Raw genomic sequence first — 17383 nt, 5'->3', positions numbered from 1 at the left:
TGTCGTCGAGCAGCATGACGCGAACCGTGGGGAGTGGACACGGTCGCAATGAAGCTTGGGCATTGAGCGTTGCCCGACGGAACAGTTGGGGACAACTGTTCTACTCTGTTGCTCGTTCAGTGAAGCCCGTAGCGGTTCATTTTGTAGTGCAACGTTCGCACACTGATCCCCAGCGCTTTCGCGGTTCGCTCGCGGTGAAAATCTTTCGCTGTTAGAGCGGACTCGATCCCGGTTCGTTCCGCCATTTCAGTGATCTCGTTCAGCGTGCGAATCGCGTTGCACGGCGAAACACTCTGACGTTGATGCTCTTCAGGGAGATCGTTTCGTCCGATGGTTTCGCCCCCCACCGTGACCACGATTCGCTCGATATGGTTGCGGAGTTGGCGAACGTTGCCCGGCCAATCCGAAGCCATCAACGCTTCCATCGCCTCAGGCGTCAGTAACTTCATCGAACGTCGATGCCGAGTGCAAAACCGAGTTAGGAAGTGTTCGACCAACAACGGAATGTCTTCGCGACGGCTCCTTAGCGGCGGCACCTCGATGGGAACGATGTTCAATCGGTAGAACAGATCATCGCGAAACGATCCGTCTTGGACCAACGTCATCGCATCGCGATTGGTTGCGGAAATAATTCTCGCGTTCGATTGCAGCATCTGCTCGCCGCCGACGCGAGCGAATTGTCCCGTTTCCAACACCCGCAGCAGGTCCACTTGGCTCTTGGCAGGGATTTCTGTGATCTCGTCTAGAAACAACGTCCCATTGCCGGCTTGTTCAAAGCAGCCGGGCTTCTGTCGGGACGCTCCCGTGAACGCGCCCTTCTCGTGCCCGAACATTTCACTTTCCAACAGACTTTCGGGAAGAGCCCCCAAGTTGACCGCAACAAAGGGGTCTTTCGAGCGTGCACTCAGATCATGGATCGCCCGCGCGATCAATTCCTTGCCCGTCCCGCTTTCACCTTGAATCAGAACGGTCGCATCCGTTGACGCCACCTGCCGCACTTGTTTGAGTAGATTCTGGAACTCGTCGCAATTGCCAACGATGCCTGACAACTCACCGGCTTCGGCTAACTTCTCCTTCAACTGGTGATTTTCGTGTTGCAGCCGGTGGTGTTCCGCTGCTTTCGTAACCTGCTGGCGGATAAGGTTGAGATCCACCGGTTTGGTGATGAAATCAAACGCTCCCCATTTCATTGCATCGACTGCCGTTTCCACTGTTCCATTGGCAGTGATGATGATGGACATGACGCTCGGATCGCGATGCTTGATCCATCGGAGAAGGTCGAGTCCATCACGATCGCCTGGCATTTTCACATCGGCGATGACCAATTGAAAACTTCCCGCGACAAACTTATCCAAAGCTTCGTTGACGGAAGCGGCCGTTTCGATGTGATCGCAGATCTTTTCAAGCCCACGAGCCAAGCCAGAGCGGATGTTCGGCTCGTCGTCGACGATCAAAAGATGAAGTTCGTTTTCCATTTCCAAGTTGGCTTCGACTTTTCAGGAGGTTCAGGTGTTTGCAGATGGAAGGCGGCGTGTTCCCCACACGCTCGATCGTTCGGCTGAGTTCAAACCAGGCTCGAAGTGACCGCGTTCTCTCCTAGGCAAACGTCAGACCAAAGAGATGAAATCTTCTTCATCTATCTCATCCACGAACAAAGACAAACAACAAATCTCAACGTGAAACGCATCGCCGCACGGCAAAGCGTGAGTTTCTTTTTTCTTTGAGTTGGCGACCTGTTCAGCCCGTCACACAGATGAATGCCCCATTCCAAAGGGCTATCCCTCGTTCCGATGCAATCCACTGCATCTTTCATGCAAAACCTTGCATGTTTGTTGACCTGATCTCGCCTACCAAACGAGCCATGGGAAATCACTTCGCACCGGGAATGGCTGGATGAGGCCACCGATCGCGACCAAGAATTTTTGCCGTCGGTCCGTCAATTGCATTTTGGTCGAGCCCTCACAATTTCGATCCTCCAATCGATCAGGCCCACCTCCGATGAGTGTCCGAGTCCCAGCCATTGAACGCCGTGCCGACGAAAGAGTTTTGAAGTGGATCCATGCGGAACACAACCAAGACGAAGCGTCCCAAGCAGACACCAGCAAACGGTTAGGCCCCTTCATCACGATCTCGCGAGAAGCCGGTGCAGGCGGCAGTGAACTGGCTGCTTTGGTCGCTGAGAAATTGCACTGGGACCTGCTGGACAACGAGATTGTCGACTTCATGGAACAACACTACGGGACTCCGCGGTGCTTGATTCAACGCGTCGATGAGAAGCACGAAAACTGGCTCAGCGAAATCTTGACCTCTCGCATTGGTGGGTTGGGATTTTCAGAGTCCACCTACACGCACCGCGTTTCCAAACTGGTTTTGCTGGCGGCATCCCACGGGAACGTCGTCATTGTTGGTCGAGGCGCGAAGTACCTCCTCCCGCCCGAACAAGGGTTGTCCGTCCGCGTCGTCGCCCCGCTAAATTCCCGGATTCAACGGGTGATGTCGCAACACGATCTTTCCGAGAAAGAAGCACGCCACTGGGTCGCGAACAAAGACCGGCAAAGGCAGAACTACATTCGCGGACATTTCCATCAAGACGAATCGGACCCGCATCTTTACGATTTGGTTTTGAATGTTGGAATCGTTTCCCTGGAAGAAGCAGCTGAGATCGTCGTCGATTCTGCTCGCCGCTTGATAGAAAAGTTCGCCAAGCAGGGTGGTTGCTGAGATGAAGTACAGACTCATTTCAATCGACGATTCCATCGTCGACGCCGAACAATCCGTCGTGACGGTTTGGTGTGAACCGTCTTGGTTGGACTCTCTGATGGGTGTTCGGCCCGAGTACCTAGCCTTCACTGGCAGGGCTGGGCAGTGGCAGAACTTGGAGCGAGAGTCAGCAACGCCGCACGAATGTCGTTTTCTGCACCAAATGTGGAGCCAACATCGGACTTCCTCTCTCACCACCAACGCCGGATAGTCGCCGGCGTCCTGGTGGCATCTTCCTCAACGCTGAGCGAATGTTTTCGCGTCTCTTACCCTCGTCGTTGGGCGGGATGGAAACTTGAGCTGCCACTTCTGAGGAAGGATTCAGACCGTGGCGTTCAACCTCCCGGTCCTGGCACCCTTCGGCTGACCTCGACAGTTCATTCGGGGCACACATCGTCACCACCCCATGGCACTCTCAATGCCTGCAGTTTCCTGCAGACGTCATGAACCTGATTGCAGACAAATTCCAGCATGCTGAAAATCGGCATTCCACCAAGAATTGTTTTCGCCCGTGAATCACGGGGTTTTCTCAATCTCAACTCCGCCGGCGGAAGGTCCCTTCGCGCTTCGGCACACCCCGTGCTTTGTCCGACCTCGCAGGCAGATCATCGATCTCACCTGCAGCACCTCACCTTCGACGCTCAACCGAAACCAGTGTTTCGCAAGCCTGTCTCAACGCCCCCATCCACGACGGTGCATCACGCGAACGCCTTCCAGACATGAACAAATCCAACCGATCCATGCACACCAAATTGTTCCACTTGCTCCTCTTCGCCTCCTTCTCATGCTTCCTAGCGGGTTGCGGAGAATGGGCCCAAACGTCTTCCGTCCCACTCGCCAATGTGGTGACGGCCCCGTCCTCCGATGAGGGCCATGCCCACGCAGAACATTCCGATGGACACCATGAGGAGCAGCCTCACGCATCCGGCGAGCATCACGCTCAACACAAAATTGTCGTGACCAGCCCCGTGGCCCGCGATGTCACGCTGACTCGGCAATACGTTTGCCAGATTCATTCGCGTCGACACATCGAAGTGTGTGCCCTGGAAGGTGGCTATCTGAAGGACATCCACGTCAACGAAGGCCAAGCGGTGACCAAGGGGCAGTCACTCTTCCATATCCTGCCCACGATCTACGAAGCCAAACTGGACGCTGACAGGGCCGAAGCACAGCTTGCTCAAGTCGAGTTCGACAACACTCAAAAGTTGGTCCAACAAAACATCGTCTCCACCCAAGAACTCAAGTTGGCAGAAGCCAAACTGGCGAAAGCCGTCGCGAATGTCAAACTGGCTCAGGCAGAGGTGAACTTTGCCAACATCAAAGCCCCATTCGATGGCATCGTCGATCGACTGCACGAACAAGAAGGCAGTTTGGTCGAGGAAGGTGCGATGCTGACCACGATGTCCGACAACAGCCTGATGTGGGTCTATTTCAATGTTCCTGAATCTCGCTACTTGGAATATCAAGAGGCGATGAACGCCGGCCAAAATCCAGACGCATTGAACGTGCAACTCCGATTGGCCAATCACAAACTCTTCGACCAGCCCGGCAGGATTGGAGCGATCGAAGCGGACTTTGACAACGAAACAGGCAACATCGCATTTCGTGCCGATTTCCCCAATCCAACTGGACTGCTTCGCCACGGTCAAACCGGCACGGTGCTGATCAATCAGATTGCGAAGAACGCCGTCGTGATTCCTCAACGAGCGACGTTTGAAATTCTGGCCAAGAAGTACGCCTTCGTGCTCGACGCGGACAACGTTGTGCATCAACGCGAAATCGTGATTCAAAACGAAAAGGATGACATCTTCTTGATCGCCGAAGGATTGCAACCCGGCGAAAAGATCGTGCTCGAAGGCATCTTGCAAGTTCGCGATGGCGAAACGGTGGAATACGAATTCCAAGATCCAGACACCGTGCTCGGCAACCTCAAGTATCACGCCGAATAGCGGGCATCGCCTGCCACTGAGTCGGCCCCGTCGATCCGGGCCACATCTCGGCCAACAAGAATCGCCCGCAGTCATTGCCGAGCCATTGGGTCTCAACCGTTGACGGCGTCGGCAACCGCTCCCACCAATCACACCCCGCGAGCACCATGACGGTGCTCGTCATGCCAGCACCTTGTTCGCAACATGTTTGAAAAATTTCTTCACCGGCCCGCCCTCGCCATCGTCATCTCGCTGCTGATCCTGTTCATGGGTGGACTGGCGATCAACGTCCTGCCGATTTCGCAGTTCCCCTCCGTCGCGCCGCCGAGCGTCCGGGTCTCGGTGTCGTACCCCGGTGCGAGTGCCAAGATCCTGATCGACTCGACGATGGTGATTTTGGAACAAGCCATCAACGGCGTTCCCAACATGCGGTACATGCTCAGCGACGCGACCAGTGCGGGGGAGGGCACAATTCAGGTGATCTTCGAACCCGGCACCGATCCCGACGTCGCCGTGATGAACGTGAACAATCGCGTTCAGATGGTCAAGAACAACCTGCCACCTATCGTGGAACGCGAAGGCATCATCGTGATGCAAAACATGAGCAGCATGCTGATGTACGTGAACGTGTTCAGCACCGACGAAAGCGTGGACCAGAACTACCTCTACAACTACTCCACCGTCAACATCTTGAACGAAATCAAACGCATTCCTGGGGTGGGTTTCGCATCCATTCTGGGCAACCGTTCGTATGCAATGCGTGTCGAACTGGATCTCGACCGCATGCGTGCTTACCACGTTGATGCCGAAGACGTGATGGAGGCTTTGGCCGATCAAAGCATGATCGGCACGCCTGGACGACTTGGCCAAGCAACCGGCACGACATCTCAAACGCTGGAATACGTGCTGACTTGGGTCGGCCGCTACACGACACCCGAGGAATACGAGCAGATCATCCTCCGAGCAAGTCCCGAGGGCGAAATCCTGCGTTTAACAGACGTTGCCACGATCTCACTCGGCTCCTCGTTTTATGACTTGTACTCCGACATTGATGGACTGCCCGCCGCGGCCATCGTGTTGAAACAAACACCGGGATCCAACGCAGCGGACGTGATCGAACAGGTCAAGGCGAAGGTCGAAGACATCAAAGCAAAACAATTCCCCCCTGGGATGGACTACGCCGTCACCTACGATGTCTCGAACTTCCTGGACGCCTCGATCGAAAAGGTGCTGCACACGCTGTTCGAGGCGTTCATTCTGGTGTCGTTGGTCGTGTATCTGTTCCTCGGTGACTTCCGCAGCACGTTGATCCCCACACTGGCGGTTCCCGTGTCCTTGATTGGCACGTTCTTCTTCATGCTGATGTTTGGCATGTCGATCAACCTGATCACGCTGTTTGCACTCGTGCTCGCCATTGGGGTCGTGGTGGATGACGCCATCGTCGTGGTCGAAGCGGTCCACGAAAAGATGCACGCAAAGCACCTTGGTCCCTATCAAGCGACCCAAGAGGTGGTCCAGGAAATCAGCGGGGCAATCATCGCGATCACCTTGGTCATGACCGCTGTCTTCATTCCCGTCACGTTCATGACTGGTCCGGTCGGCGTGTTCTATCGTCAGTTCGCATTGACGATGGCGATGGCAATCGTGATCTCGGGGGTCGTCGCATTGTCGTTGACGCCGGTGTTGTGTGCGATGATTTTGAAACCGCTGGATGACAACGTCCAACGCGGCATCCTCGGTCTCTTGAATCGCGGGATTCAAAAAGTCGCCGGTCGATACGCGTTTGTTCTGCGGGCGTTGGTCAGCCTCTTGCTGGGCATCGCCGTCGGAACGGGAGTCCACTTCCTATTGCACATTGAATTGGTACACGAGGTCCTCTCAGAACAGATGGAGTTGACGGACACGCGGATCGACATCATCGCGGGCGTCGTTGCTTTGCTAGCTGTGTTTTCGTTCCGTGCCGCATTCTCGGGGTTCGATGGGGGTGCGAAGAAGCGCAGCCCGATCGGTCTGTTTCTGCATGGTTTTGATCGTGGCGTCGAATCCGTCACGGGTGGCTACGCTCGTGTGCTCCGTCACATCATCAGTCGCCGAGTGGTGACGATCGCGGTGATCGCGGTGTTCGGATATGGCATTTTGGTCGTCAACCAAGTCTTGCCAACGGGGTTCATTCCGCTGGAAGACCAAGGAATGATCTACGGCATTGTGCAAACACCACCTGGTTCGACACTTGAATACACCAACTCAAAGTGCCATGAACTGCAATCGATTTGCAAACAAATGGATGAAGTCACCTCGGTTTCCTCGATCGCCGGTTACGAGGTCCTGACCGAGGGCCGCGGTTCGAACGCTGGTACCTGCATCATCAACCTGAAACCGTGGGCGGACCGGGAACTGACATCGCGAGAGATCATTGAAGAATTGGAGGAACGCGGGACGGACATTGCCAACGTCAAACTCGAGTTTTTCGAACCGCCTGCCGTTCCTGGCTTTGGTGCCGCCGGTGGGTTCTCGGTCAACTTGCTCGACAAAACCAACAGCGGCGACTACGCCGCGTTGGGCCAAGTCACCGACGAGTTCATGGCAGCCCTGAGCAAGCGGCCTGAGCTCAAAGGATTGTTCACGTTCTTCGCCGCCAACTACCCGCAATATGAAGTCATCATCGACAACGATGTCGCGATGCAGAAGGGCGTGTCCATCAAAGACGCGATGGCCAATCTGTCCATTGTGATCGGCAGCACCTGGGAACAAGGCTTCGTGCGTTTCGGGCAGTTCTACAAGGTCTACGTCCAAGCCCAACCCAAATTCCGTCGCTACCCGGAAGACCTCGACAACATGTTCGTGAAAAACGAGGATGGCGAGATGGTGCCTTACTCCGCGTTCATGCGAATTGAGAAGAAGCAGGGCCTGAACGAAATCAGCCGCTACAACCTCTACCCAACCGCTCCCATCCAAGGCGCACCAGCATCCGGATACAGCAGTGGCGAAGCGATCGCGGCGATCAAACAAGTCGCCGAAGAAACCCTCCCCAACGGGTTCGACATTGACTGGCAAGGCTTGTCATACGACGAAGCCAAATCGGGCAACACAGCGGTCTACATTTTCCTGATTGTGGTGATCTTCGTGTACATGGTGTTGGTGGGCCAATACGAAAGCTTCCTCATTCCGTTGGCCGTGTTGACGTCACTGCCCGTGGGCATTTTCGGTTCATTTGCCTTCCTTCAATCCATGGGACTGGCCAACGACGTGTACTGTCAAATCGGATTGGTGATGTTGGTCGGTCTGCTCGGAAAGAACGCCATCCTGATCATCGAATTCGCGGTCCAGCGACGGCAGGAAGGCTTGAGCATCATGGAAGCGGGCATCGAAGGCGGCAAACTGCGCTTTCGCCCCATTCTGATGACTTCGTTCGCCTTCATCGCAGGTCTGATCCCACTGGTGCGAGCCACCGGGCCTGGAGCCATCGGAAACCGCACGATCGGAACGACGGCAGTCGGTGGCATGTTGCTGGGCACGCTGGTTGGCGTCTTGGTGATCCCAGGACTCTACTACCTCTTCGCAAAAATGGCCGACGGTCGAACTCTGATTCGCGACGAACACGACCAACCTCTCAGCGAAATCTTCGAACGGGAACACTGATCAATCCGCCAAAACGCTGCATTGGGAATGTCTGCCACATGCCTCTCAACCGGACTCGCCGGCAAAGCCGCCGGAGTCCGAAGGACTGATCTGCAAATGTTGGCACAATTCGCTCAGAGGGACGAAAGCGTCGATCGCTCTCCCGATCAACGACGAAACTCCACCTACCGATCAAATTGACCCTGCTGCGTCATCGCTTCCCAGTGATGTGACAACGCGTCAGTCAACGCGGACTCTAGAACACGTTTCGGCAGGATGCCGATCCCCGCCAGTTCATCAAGGACGAACATGAACCATCCAACGACGCACGCTTCACGCAACCACTCTTCCAAACGTGCCTCCATCGCTGCCTTGATCTGCGGCTCATTGCTGGCGTTTCCCGGATGCGGCATCCCTGGCCTACGAGGTTCCAAACCAGGACCTTCCATGCCCCAGCATTACAACTGGAACAACGGCATGGACTCCACCAGCAATCCAACCATGGCGAACGATTCTGGTGTCCCCAGCGAAATCGCACCGCTGGTTGAGACGGCCTCCTTCGTGGAGACGGCTGAGCCTGACGAATCCCAAGAGGCTCGCAAGCTTTCGCCTACCAACACCCAATTGGTGTCCGCGAAAACCGACGAAGAGCCGAAAACGTTCGCGAGCTACATCCAATCCACGAATTTCGCCCCCGAACCGTCTTCGCTTGTCCAGGAAGCGGTCGAAGCTGCAGAACGGCAATCGAATCAGCCAGCCAAGATCGAACTGGCAAATGCTCCCACGCAAACCGTTTCTTCCTCGGTGATCGACGAGTCTGGCGACCACTTGATTTACGATGAAGCGGACTTGAACTTCGGCATTTCAACGCTCCAGAACTCAGCTCAATTGCCGCAAAGCGTGTTCTACACTGACCCGTATTTGCTGGACCTGATCACTCAGGCAATGGTTGGAAACCAAGAACTGAGAATCCTCTCCGAGGAAATTCAAATTGCCTGCAATGAAACCTATGCCCGCAGCGGCGAGTATCGACCTTTCGTGACCGCGGGGGTCGGTGCTGGGGTCGAAAAGTCGGGCCGGCACACGCGAGACGGCGCTGTAGAAGAACAACTCGAGGTCGCCCCCGGACGAGGCTTTCCTGATCCGCTCCCGGACTTCTTGGTCGCCGCCAATGTGTCGTGGGAAGTGGACATCTGGAAACGATTGCGGAATGCCCAAAACGCGGCTGCCATGCGGTACTTGGCGACCCAAGAGGGACGAAACTACATCATCACCCGCTTGGTCGCCGAAGTCGCCGACAACTACTACGAGCTGCTGGCACTCGACAACCGGATGTTGACACTCGAAAAGACGATCGAGATTCAACAACGGAGCCTGGATATTTCCAATGCGATGAAGGAAGCCGGTCGCGGCAATCAACTGGCCGTTCAACGTTTCCAAGCCGAGGTGCATAAGAACGAGAGCGAACGAGCCGTCATCGCTCAAGAGATCGTTGAAGCTGAGAACCGAATCAACTTCTTGGTCGGTCGCTATCCACAACACGTGGACCGAACCGAAGTGAACTTCATTGATCTGAACATGCAAACGCTGAGTTCAGGCGTCCCATCGGAACTGTTGCAAAACCGAGCCGACATTCGCGAGGCAGAACGCCAGGTCGTCGCCGCAGGGTTGGACATCAAAGTTGCTCGCGCTCGCTTCTATCCCTCACTCACGCTGACCGGTGGCCTTGGCTGGAACGCGTTCGCGACAGGGTATTTGTTCCGAACACCGGAATCGCTCATCTACAGCGTCGCGGGAGACATTGTGGGCCCACTGATCAACAAACGCGCGATCCAGGCTGACTACCGGACGGCAAACGCGGTTCAGTTGCAGAGCATCTACAACTACCAACAAACGGTGCTGGAAGCGCACGTGGAAGTGGTCAACCTGGTCTCCAAAGTCGACAACTATCGCAGCAGCATCGAGATCAAGAAGCAACAACTTCAGTCGTTGGAAGAATCCGTCGACAGTGCCGGCAAATTGTTCCAAAATGCTCGCGTGGAGTACGTCGAAGTCCTGCTTGCCCAGCGAGAGTTGATGGAAGCCAAGATGTTGCTGATCGATACCAAGCAAGAAGAACTCAGCGCCATCATCAACGCCTACCAAGCACTCGGTGGTGGCGGTTTCTGAAACGCAGTTCAAGGCTGACCGAGCTTCCTCACGGTTCGGTCGACAAGCCACGGCGTGGAAAGCGGCTGGATTGGCACAAGTGCCAACGGAACGCCATGCCTGGAGGGCCGAGACCACCCCTGGTTGGGGTCCTCGAACCGACTATCCTTGGGAGCCTTGATGGTGATTGTCCCGCGAATTCCGGGTTTGCAAGCTGGAAGGCGAGAGAATCACGCGCTCGACTTCTAACATTCCAAGCGTCCAAAGCCAACGGACGCAAGTTTCAGTGGGGAACAGACCATGTTGAAATGGATCATTGTCGCCATCCTGGGCGCCGGGTTTTTGTTGTTGGTTCTCTGTGGCGTTGGCCTCTATTTCGCAAACAGTTCCAGCCAGGCCTATCAACGCCCGGTTTTTGAATCGATTGTGGCAGAAGACGCCGACGCGTTCCTCGATCTTTGTGAACCGTCGCTTCGGGAGAAAGTCGATGCACCGGTGATGCTGGCCTGGATGAAAGAGATCAACGCCGTGATGGGCGAGTGCAAATTCGAAACCGGGTCCAATTTCAACATCAACTTTGAAAGCAACTCCGATCAAACCCTGGTGACCACGTCGGGTGACATGGTGTTTGCAAACGGCGTCGCAAATTCTGAATTCGTTTTCCAAAACGACCAATTGATCGAGTTTAAAATCGAACCCGACAAACTCAGCGACGACTGGTTCACGGGACCGGCGAACGACGAATTGTATCGCGAACGAACCGAGATCTTCTTCCAACAGTTGCTCGCCAAAAACTTCGAGGCGATGAAGCCGGTCATGCACGACTCGTTCATCGAGATCGCAACGGATGACATACTGAACCAGGCACTCGGCCGAACCGACATTTGGGTCGGCGACAATCCGACCGTAACGATTACCAATGTCGACAACCGAATCAGCACCGATGAAGGGTTGGTCGTCAACGTGTTGCTCGAAGGTGACGCTGGCAAGGCCGATGCCTCCACGACGATCAAGTTTGACGGGATGAAGGGAACCATCCTCAGTTTCTCAATCAACCGCATGAAGCAACCGGGCGAGGAAGCAGCGGAAGCCCCAGGCGAAAATCCAGCGAACGAAGCGTCCGCCGACGCGGCAAACCAGCCTCCAACCGAAACCACCAGCGAGAAGTAGCCAGGCGCGTCCAAAGCATTCGAAGTTTCTCTTCCACTGGCCTTGCCAGTGAAATTCCCCGTCCACACCTTGCAACGCGTTCAGCGGAGTGAGCGTGAGCAAGACTGCCGGATCCGAGTCACGACGTTTGACTTCAACCGCACGGGATGATCGACATACCTGATGTCGTATTCATCGGACCTCGATCGAGACTGTTCCGGCCAAGTGAAATGAACCGGTTGTGAGTTTGGTCGTGTCGTGAACAAAACAGGGCCTATTGATCCAGTTAGACACCGAGCAAGTCAGACAGAGACTCGATTGCCTGCGTGGATTCTTCACGTGTGGCTGCTCCGCCGAGGCACAATCGCAAGGCCTCTGGTGGGGCGACGTCAAAACAGAACTCATCCGATGCCACCGCGCCGAGTGCATACCCTCGCATCCAGTCAATCACGCGGGCTCGGGATTGCGATTCAGGGAGTCGGATCCAGGCATGAAAACAACCCTCCGCCGCGACCAGCATTTCTTTGGGAAGGCAGTGAGACAGCAGTTTGCGGCGGGCACGGGTTTCCGATCGAACCGCTGCCAAGATTGAATCAGCCAAACCGCTTTCGATCCAGCGAGTGACCAGCGCCGTCGTCAGAGGAGATGCCATCACAGAAACGGCTCTTAAGCTCGCTGTGAAATCCCTGGGTTCCATTGCACGCGGGGTTAGCAGATAAGCGATCCGCAGTCCCGGCCCCAAACATTTCGCCAGACTGGCGACATAAAACGTCAATTCAGGAGCGAGCATTGCGATCGCGGGCGGTGCGTTGACTGGCAAGAAGCCATACGCATCGTCTTCCAGGATCGCGATTCCATGCCGACGTGCAACTTCCACCATTTCCACCCTGCGGCTCAGGGGAACAGTTTCGGTCGTTGGATTGCGAAGCGTGGGGTTTTGGTACAGCACACGAACGTTCTTTTGCGAGGCTGCTTTGTCCAGTGCCGCAGGATCGATTCCATATTGATCGGTTGGCAATCCGTGCACCGGAGCTCCAATTGTCTTGGCGATCCCACGCAGCCCTGGGTAAGTGACCGACTCGCAGGCGATCGAGCCTCCGTGCGACAACAAAGTTGAAAGAACAGCGCTGATTGCCGTGTGGGCTCCCGCGGTGATGTGCAGGGAATGGTGATCCAACATCACACCTCGCCGCGAAAGCCATGCGGTCGCAGCGGCCTTGTCCTGGGACACGCCTCCGCTGGGTTGGTACCGCAGCAGTTGAGGAAGCATTTCGCCGACCGAGGTCATCGACGCCCGCATCTGCCCAAGCAACGCCGCATCGGTGATATCGGGCGGTTGGTTCATGCTGCGGTCCGCCAAGTCGGCTCGGCGAGCAGCCAACGAGTCGGGCTGGCGAGGCCCGCGAACAAAGGTCCCCGACCCGACTCTCGCTTCAATCAATCCAACGCGAGCCGCTTCTGCATAACCGCGAGCCACCGTCGTGACGTCCAGGTTGATCTGTTTCGCGAGTGCCCGCTGGGTCGGCAAGTGATCCCCCGCCACTAACTTGCCATCCGCGACGTCGTCGGCGATCGCGCGTGCGATCCCTTCGAACAATGGCACCTTGCAGTGGGTTAAATCGGGTGTCCAGTCGCTACGTCGCATCAGACATTGGCTTCGTTTCAAGGGGTGACAATCTCAGTCGGTTTCGAGTCATCGTACCCCGCAATCCCATCTGGCTACACCTCGTCAAATCACAACGGTGGATTCGGCGCGTCTAACCGGATGGCATTGAGTTGCTGATTGAATGGATCATTGAGTGGATTGGTGGCACACAGAGGCATGATTGCGCACGAAATGAAGCACGCGGCTTGTTCGAATCCGCCCGCCTCTTCTACCGTGTACTGATCGCTCATTCCCGGAGAAAGAACATGACGAAGAACGTCAGTGACAACACACATCCCAACGCCGTCGAGAAGCCCAGTCACGTCGGAAAACTCAGTGACGTCAAAAAACTCAGCGCCGTCGAGAAGATCAAAGCAGAAAGCCGATGGTTGGCCGGCCGGATCGCGGAAGATTTGCAAAAGGACACCGACCAGTTCGAGAAAGACAACCTGCAACTGCTGAAGTTCCACGGGACTTACCAGCAAGACAACCGCGACATGCGGTCGGAGTTGCGAAAGATGGGGCGTGGCAAGGCGTTTTCGATGATGATTCGCTGCCGTATTCCGGGCGGAAGGATGACGGCCAACCAGTTCCTTGCTCATCTCGACATCTGTGAACTGCTTGGCAACTCGACCATGAAGATCACGACACGCCAAACCATCCAACTGCATGGTGTTGTCAAGCAAGATCTTCGGGAAACGATTCAGCGAATCAACACGCTGGGGCTTTCCACCCTGGCCGCCTGCGGCGATGTCAATCGAAACGTGATGTGCTGTCCAGCCAAACGCACCGACTCGATTCGCGAGGAACTTCAGCGATTGACCGATGAGCTCGCCGAGTCGTTGGCACCCCGAACAGGCGTGTACCGCGAATTGTGGGTGAAGGACGAACAGACGGGCGAAGAGATGATGGTCGGCGATGTTCGATCCGCCGAAGAAGAGGTCGAACCGCTCTACGGCCCGACTTACTTGCCGAGAAAATTCAAGTGTGGCGTTGTGCTCCCCGAGGACAATTGCATCGACGTCTACACGCAAGACCTCGGCTTCATTGCCGTCGTGCGGGACGCAGAAATCGTAGGCTACAACGTGATTGTGGGCGGCGGAATGGGCACACCCCCCAGCCAGAAGAAAACGTTCCCCGCCGTCGCAAAACGATTGGGGTTCTGTACGCCCGAGCAAGCCATTGACGTTGCCAAGGCCGTTTTGATTGTGCAGCGGGACAACGGCAATCGTGCCGACCGAAAAGTCGCCCGCATGAAGTACTTGATTGCGAACTGGGGGATCACCAAGTTCCGCGACGAAGTCGAAAAGGTGCTTGGATATGCCCTGGAGGAATGCACCGACGATGACGTGCACGGCGTCGACGATCACATGGGCTGGCAGTCACAAAAGGATGGACGCTGGTCCTACGGTCTTTGTGTTGAAAACGGTCGGGTCCGTGACACAGACTCGAACGAGATGAAATCGGCGCTGCGAGAACTGGCCGAAACACTCGGAACCGAAATCCGTTTGGCCGGAAACCAGAGTTTGATTTTTTGTGATTTAGACGAATCGCACCGCGAGCAGGTCTCCCAGATTCTGCGAAAGCACAAGATTCACAGCAGTGAGTCGACCAGTTTGGTGCGTAGATTCTCCATGGCGTGCGTGGCGCTGCCTTCTTGCGGGCTGGCGATCACGGAGGCCGAACGCCGGTTGCCCAGTTTGATCGACGAACTCGAAACCGTGCTGGCAAAGCTGGGCCTCAATTCCGAACGATTCACGATCCGGATGACGGGATGCCCCAATGGCTGTGCCCGCCCGTACGTTGCGGATATCGCATTGGTTGGCAAGGCCGTTGATCGGTACACGCTGTTCGTTGGCGGCGCATTGCTGGGAAACCGACTTGCGGAGATCTACCAAGACATGGTGCCGGCGGAAGAAATCATATCGGAGTTGACCCGTGTGTTCACTGTTTACAAGCATCATCGGCACGTAGGCGAAGGCATGGGCGACTTCTGCCATCGGATTGGAATCGAACACCTACAAGCACGTTGTGCGGAACTGAAAAAAGAGGAGGTGTCAATCTAATGGACCAACTCAAAGGACTTTGGCGTGACACCAAGTGGGTATGGGCGTTCTTCATTGGCTTCATCGTAATGATGGCGATCAGTGTCTCGTGGTTCTTCCTGCTAACACTCCCCGGTTTGCCAGTCAGCTTTTGCTACTTCGCATTCATCCGCTACGACAATCAAGGCAACGAGAAAGCGGATTTTTAAGCAGGCACGCAGGAGTGATTGGGTTGACGGTTGGGCGTCAGCCCCGGTTGTGGGTGGGAACCGTGGCGAACGCCAATCGGCTCACCTACCCGATGACAGCTGCGTACCTGTTTGAAACCGCCAGAGCATCGAAGCGATCAGGATTTGGGAGAAGGGTAGGGCCAGTTTGAGAAAGAGAGCGGCAAGACTCTCTTTCGTTTTTCGCTTCGTGCTCTGACATGAGGTGGATCCACAGGCTGGAAGCCGATGCCAATTTCGCAACTTGCAGGCGATCGACTTCCGCCCATCGCGGCAATCGCATCTGATACACTGCCCTTCATCCAGGGTCACGAAGCATCCGTTCCAGCTCGCTACGGTTGCCACACACACCCTTCGCACCGTCTTTTTCTACGAGGCACGATTCGATGTCAGATAACAAAGGTGTTGTTTATCTCGGCGACGGGAAGGTTGATGTTCAATCCATCGACGATCCCAAATTGGAACTCAGCTATCGAGGGAAGACTCGGCAGTGCCACCACGGGGTGATCTTGAAAGTGATCTCCACGAACATCTGCGGCTCCGACCAACACATGGTCCGCGGGCGCACGACGGCTCCCGCGGGCATGGTGCTCGGACACGAGATCACCGGCGAAGTCGTCGAGGCTGGACGTGACGTTGAGTTCATCAAAAAGGGTGACATCTGTAGCGTGCCGTTCAACATCGCTTGTGGTCGCTGCCGTTGCTGCAAGGAAGGTGACACGGGCGTTTGCGAAAACGTGAACCCTGACCGCCCCGGCGCAGCGTATGGCTATGTCGACATGGGCGGATGGATTGGCGGCCAATCCCGCTACGTGATGGTTCCCTACGCTGACTGGAACTTGCTCGCGTTTCCCGATCGCGATCAGGCACTCGCCAAGATCCGCGACCTGACAATGCTGTCTGACATTTTTCCGACCGGGTATCACGGCGCCTACACCGCGGGGGTGACGACAGGCAGTACCGTGTATGTTGCCGGAGCCGGCCCAGTCGGACTTGCATGTGCTCACGCGGCCCAGTTGCTCGGCGCAGCGGTGGTGATTGTCGGCGACATGATCGAGGAAAGACTCGCTCAAGCCCGATCGTTCGGCTGCGAAACGGTTGACCTGAAAACCGACGCCTCCCTGCCCGACATGATCGAGCCGATCTTGGGTGAGCGAGAAGTGGATTGCGCCGTCGATTGCGTCGGCTTCGAAGCCCGCGGACATGGCGGCGATTCGGGCGTCGAGAAACCCGCCACGGTTCTCAACCAAGTGATGGAGGTCACCCGTGTGGCAGGCGGCGTCGGAATCCCTGGCTTGTACGTGACCGATGATCCAGGCGGGGTCGACGAAGCGGCCCGAACCGGCAATCTTTCCCTCCGCATCGGATTGGGCTGGGCCAAGTCCTTGCACTTCACCACCGGCCAGTGCCCGGTCATGAAGTACAACCGAGGGCTGATGATGGCGATCTTGCACGATCGTTGTCAAATCGCGAACGCCGTCAACGCGACGGTGATCCCACTGGAAGAAGCCGTGCAAGGCTACGCTGCTTTTGACCAAGGCGCCGCCAAAAAATTCGTGCTCGACCCACACGGCGTGCTGGCAGCTTCCAACTAGGCATCGCGAGGTTCCGAGGGAAACGGAAGCTCGTTCAACCTTGTCCCCGGGCTCCGCCTGGGGACACACTGTCTTCGAGGCTCCTGCCTCATATCCGCGAATCGGCAGGCGGAGCCTGCGAGGCATTGCGTTCCCAGGCGGGAGCCTGGGAACGAGCTCGTTCAACCTTGTCCCCGGGCTCCGCCTGGGGACACACTGCATTGGAGGCTCCTGCCTCACATCCGCGAATCGGCAGGCGGAGCCTGCGAGCCATCGCGTTCCCAGGCGG

12 protein-coding genes are annotated in these 17383 nt (G+C 56.1%); 9 read left to right on the top strand and 3 right to left on the bottom strand.

Going from position 1 to position 17383, the window contains the following annotated elements:
* Window positions 1-116 precede the first annotated feature (116 nt).
* The gene (locus UH5x_RS01250) at window positions 117-1475 is read right to left on the bottom strand and encodes a sigma-54-dependent transcriptional regulator (protein ID WP_482634432.1); all 1359 of its coding nucleotides are present in this window, start codon (window positions 1473-1475) and stop codon (window positions 117-119) included.
* Between the two features lie 523 nt (window positions 1476-1998).
* Here UH5x_RS01250 and UH5x_RS01245 point away from each other — a divergent pair.
* The 4 genes from UH5x_RS01245 to UH5x_RS01230 all read left to right on the top strand — a co-directional run bounded on the left by UH5x_RS01245 (window position 1999) and on the right by UH5x_RS01230 (window position 8327).
* Window positions 1999-2721 (top strand): cytidylate kinase-like family protein, encoded by a 723-nt coding sequence (locus UH5x_RS01245; RefSeq protein ID WP_482634431.1) that lies wholly within the window; start codon window positions 1999-2001, stop codon window positions 2719-2721.
* A 1-nt stretch (window position 2722) separates the two neighbouring features.
* Window positions 2723-2971, top strand: a complete 249-nt coding sequence (locus UH5x_RS01240; RefSeq protein WP_482634430.1) for a hypothetical protein — start codon at window positions 2723-2725, stop codon at window positions 2969-2971.
* A gap of 529 nt (window positions 2972-3500) precedes the next feature.
* A complete protein-coding gene (locus tag UH5x_RS01235) occupies window positions 3501-4709 on the top strand; it encodes an efflux RND transporter periplasmic adaptor subunit (RefSeq protein ID WP_482634429.1) in 1209 nt (402 codons plus the stop codon).
* Window positions 4710-4892: 183 nt separating this feature from the next.
* On the top strand, window positions 4893-8327 hold the full coding sequence (locus tag UH5x_RS01230) for an efflux RND transporter permease subunit (protein ID WP_047814041.1): 3435 nt from the start codon (window positions 4893-4895) through the stop codon (window positions 8325-8327).
* A 164-nt stretch (window positions 8328-8491) separates the two neighbouring features.
* Here the strand turns inward: UH5x_RS01230 and UH5x_RS01225 are convergent, their stop codons facing one another.
* Window positions 8492-8617, bottom strand: coding sequence for a hypothetical protein (locus UH5x_RS01225; protein ID WP_261340215.1), 126 nt, complete (start codon window positions 8615-8617; stop codon window positions 8492-8494).
* Between UH5x_RS01225 and UH5x_RS01220 the strand changes: the two genes are divergently transcribed.
* Window positions 8616-10475: a TolC family protein gene (locus UH5x_RS01220; RefSeq protein ID WP_482634428.1), complete on the top strand. Its 1860-nt coding sequence runs from the start codon at window positions 8616-8618 to the stop codon at window positions 10473-10475. The genes UH5x_RS01225 and UH5x_RS01220 overlap by 2 nt on opposite strands.
* Before the next feature lie 279 nt (window positions 10476-10754).
* Window positions 10755-11624 (top strand): hypothetical protein, encoded by an 870-nt coding sequence (locus tag UH5x_RS01215; RefSeq protein WP_482634427.1) that lies wholly within the window; start codon window positions 10755-10757, stop codon window positions 11622-11624.
* A gap of 265 nt (window positions 11625-11889) precedes the next feature.
* Here UH5x_RS01215 and UH5x_RS01210 read toward each other — a convergent pair whose 3' ends face one another.
* Complete coding sequence (locus tag UH5x_RS01210) at window positions 11890-13248, bottom strand: aminotransferase-like domain-containing protein (protein WP_482634426.1); 1359 nt, start codon at window positions 13246-13248, stop codon at window positions 11890-11892.
* Window positions 13249-13514: 266 nt separating this feature from the next.
* Here UH5x_RS01210 and UH5x_RS01205 point away from each other — a divergent pair, with 266 nt between their 5' ends.
* From UH5x_RS01205 to fdhA, 3 genes are all read left to right on the top strand, one after another.
* On the top strand, window positions 13515-15314 hold the full coding sequence (locus UH5x_RS01205) for an NADPH-dependent assimilatory sulfite reductase hemoprotein subunit (protein WP_482634425.1): 1800 nt from the start codon (window positions 13515-13517) through the stop codon (window positions 15312-15314).
* Complete coding sequence (locus UH5x_RS01200; protein ID WP_482634424.1) at window positions 15314-15502, top strand: hypothetical protein; 189 nt, start codon at window positions 15314-15316, stop codon at window positions 15500-15502. Before UH5x_RS01205 ends, UH5x_RS01200 begins: the two co-directional genes overlap by 1 nt.
* A 404-nt stretch (window positions 15503-15906) precedes the next feature.
* Window positions 15907-17115: a formaldehyde dehydrogenase, glutathione-independent gene (fdhA, locus tag UH5x_RS01195; RefSeq protein WP_482634423.1), complete on the top strand. Its 1209-nt coding sequence runs from the start codon at window positions 15907-15909 to the stop codon at window positions 17113-17115.
* Window positions 17116-17383 lie beyond the last annotated feature (268 nt).

This window comes from Rhodopirellula sp. UH5, from assembly GCF_056839225.1.
This window is presented reverse-complemented; position numbering and strand designations above follow the sequence as displayed.

Coding starts and splice junctions, on each gene's coding strand:
- fdhA (WP_482634423.1), top strand. CDS start 15,907: ATGTCAGATAACAAAGGTGTTGTTTATCTCGGCGACGGGAAGGTTGAT.
- UH5x_RS01250 (WP_482634432.1), bottom strand. CDS start 1,475: ATGGAAAACGAACTTCATCTTTTGATCGTCGACGACGAGCCGAACATC.
- UH5x_RS01220 (WP_482634428.1), top strand. CDS start 8,616: ATGAACCATCCAACGACGCACGCTTCACGCAACCACTCTTCCAAACGT.
- UH5x_RS01230 (WP_047814041.1), top strand. CDS start 4,893: ATGTTTGAAAAATTTCTTCACCGGCCCGCCCTCGCCATCGTCATCTCG.
- UH5x_RS01245 (WP_482634431.1), top strand. CDS start 1,999: ATGAGTGTCCGAGTCCCAGCCATTGAACGCCGTGCCGACGAAAGAGTT.
- UH5x_RS01210 (WP_482634426.1), bottom strand. CDS start 13,248: ATGCGACGTAGCGACTGGACACCCGATTTAACCCACTGCAAGGTGCCA.
- UH5x_RS01215 (WP_482634427.1), top strand. CDS start 10,755: ATGTTGAAATGGATCATTGTCGCCATCCTGGGCGCCGGGTTTTTGTTG.
- UH5x_RS01200 (WP_482634424.1), top strand. CDS start 15,314: ATGGACCAACTCAAAGGACTTTGGCGTGACACCAAGTGGGTATGGGCG.
- UH5x_RS01225 (WP_261340215.1), bottom strand. CDS start 8,617: ATGTTCGTCCTTGATGAACTGGCGGGGATCGGCATCCTGCCGAAACGT.
- UH5x_RS01240 (WP_482634430.1), top strand. CDS start 2,723: ATGAAGTACAGACTCATTTCAATCGACGATTCCATCGTCGACGCCGAA.
- UH5x_RS01205 (WP_482634425.1), top strand. CDS start 13,515: ATGACGAAGAACGTCAGTGACAACACACATCCCAACGCCGTCGAGAAG.
- UH5x_RS01235 (WP_482634429.1), top strand. CDS start 3,501: ATGCACACCAAATTGTTCCACTTGCTCCTCTTCGCCTCCTTCTCATGC.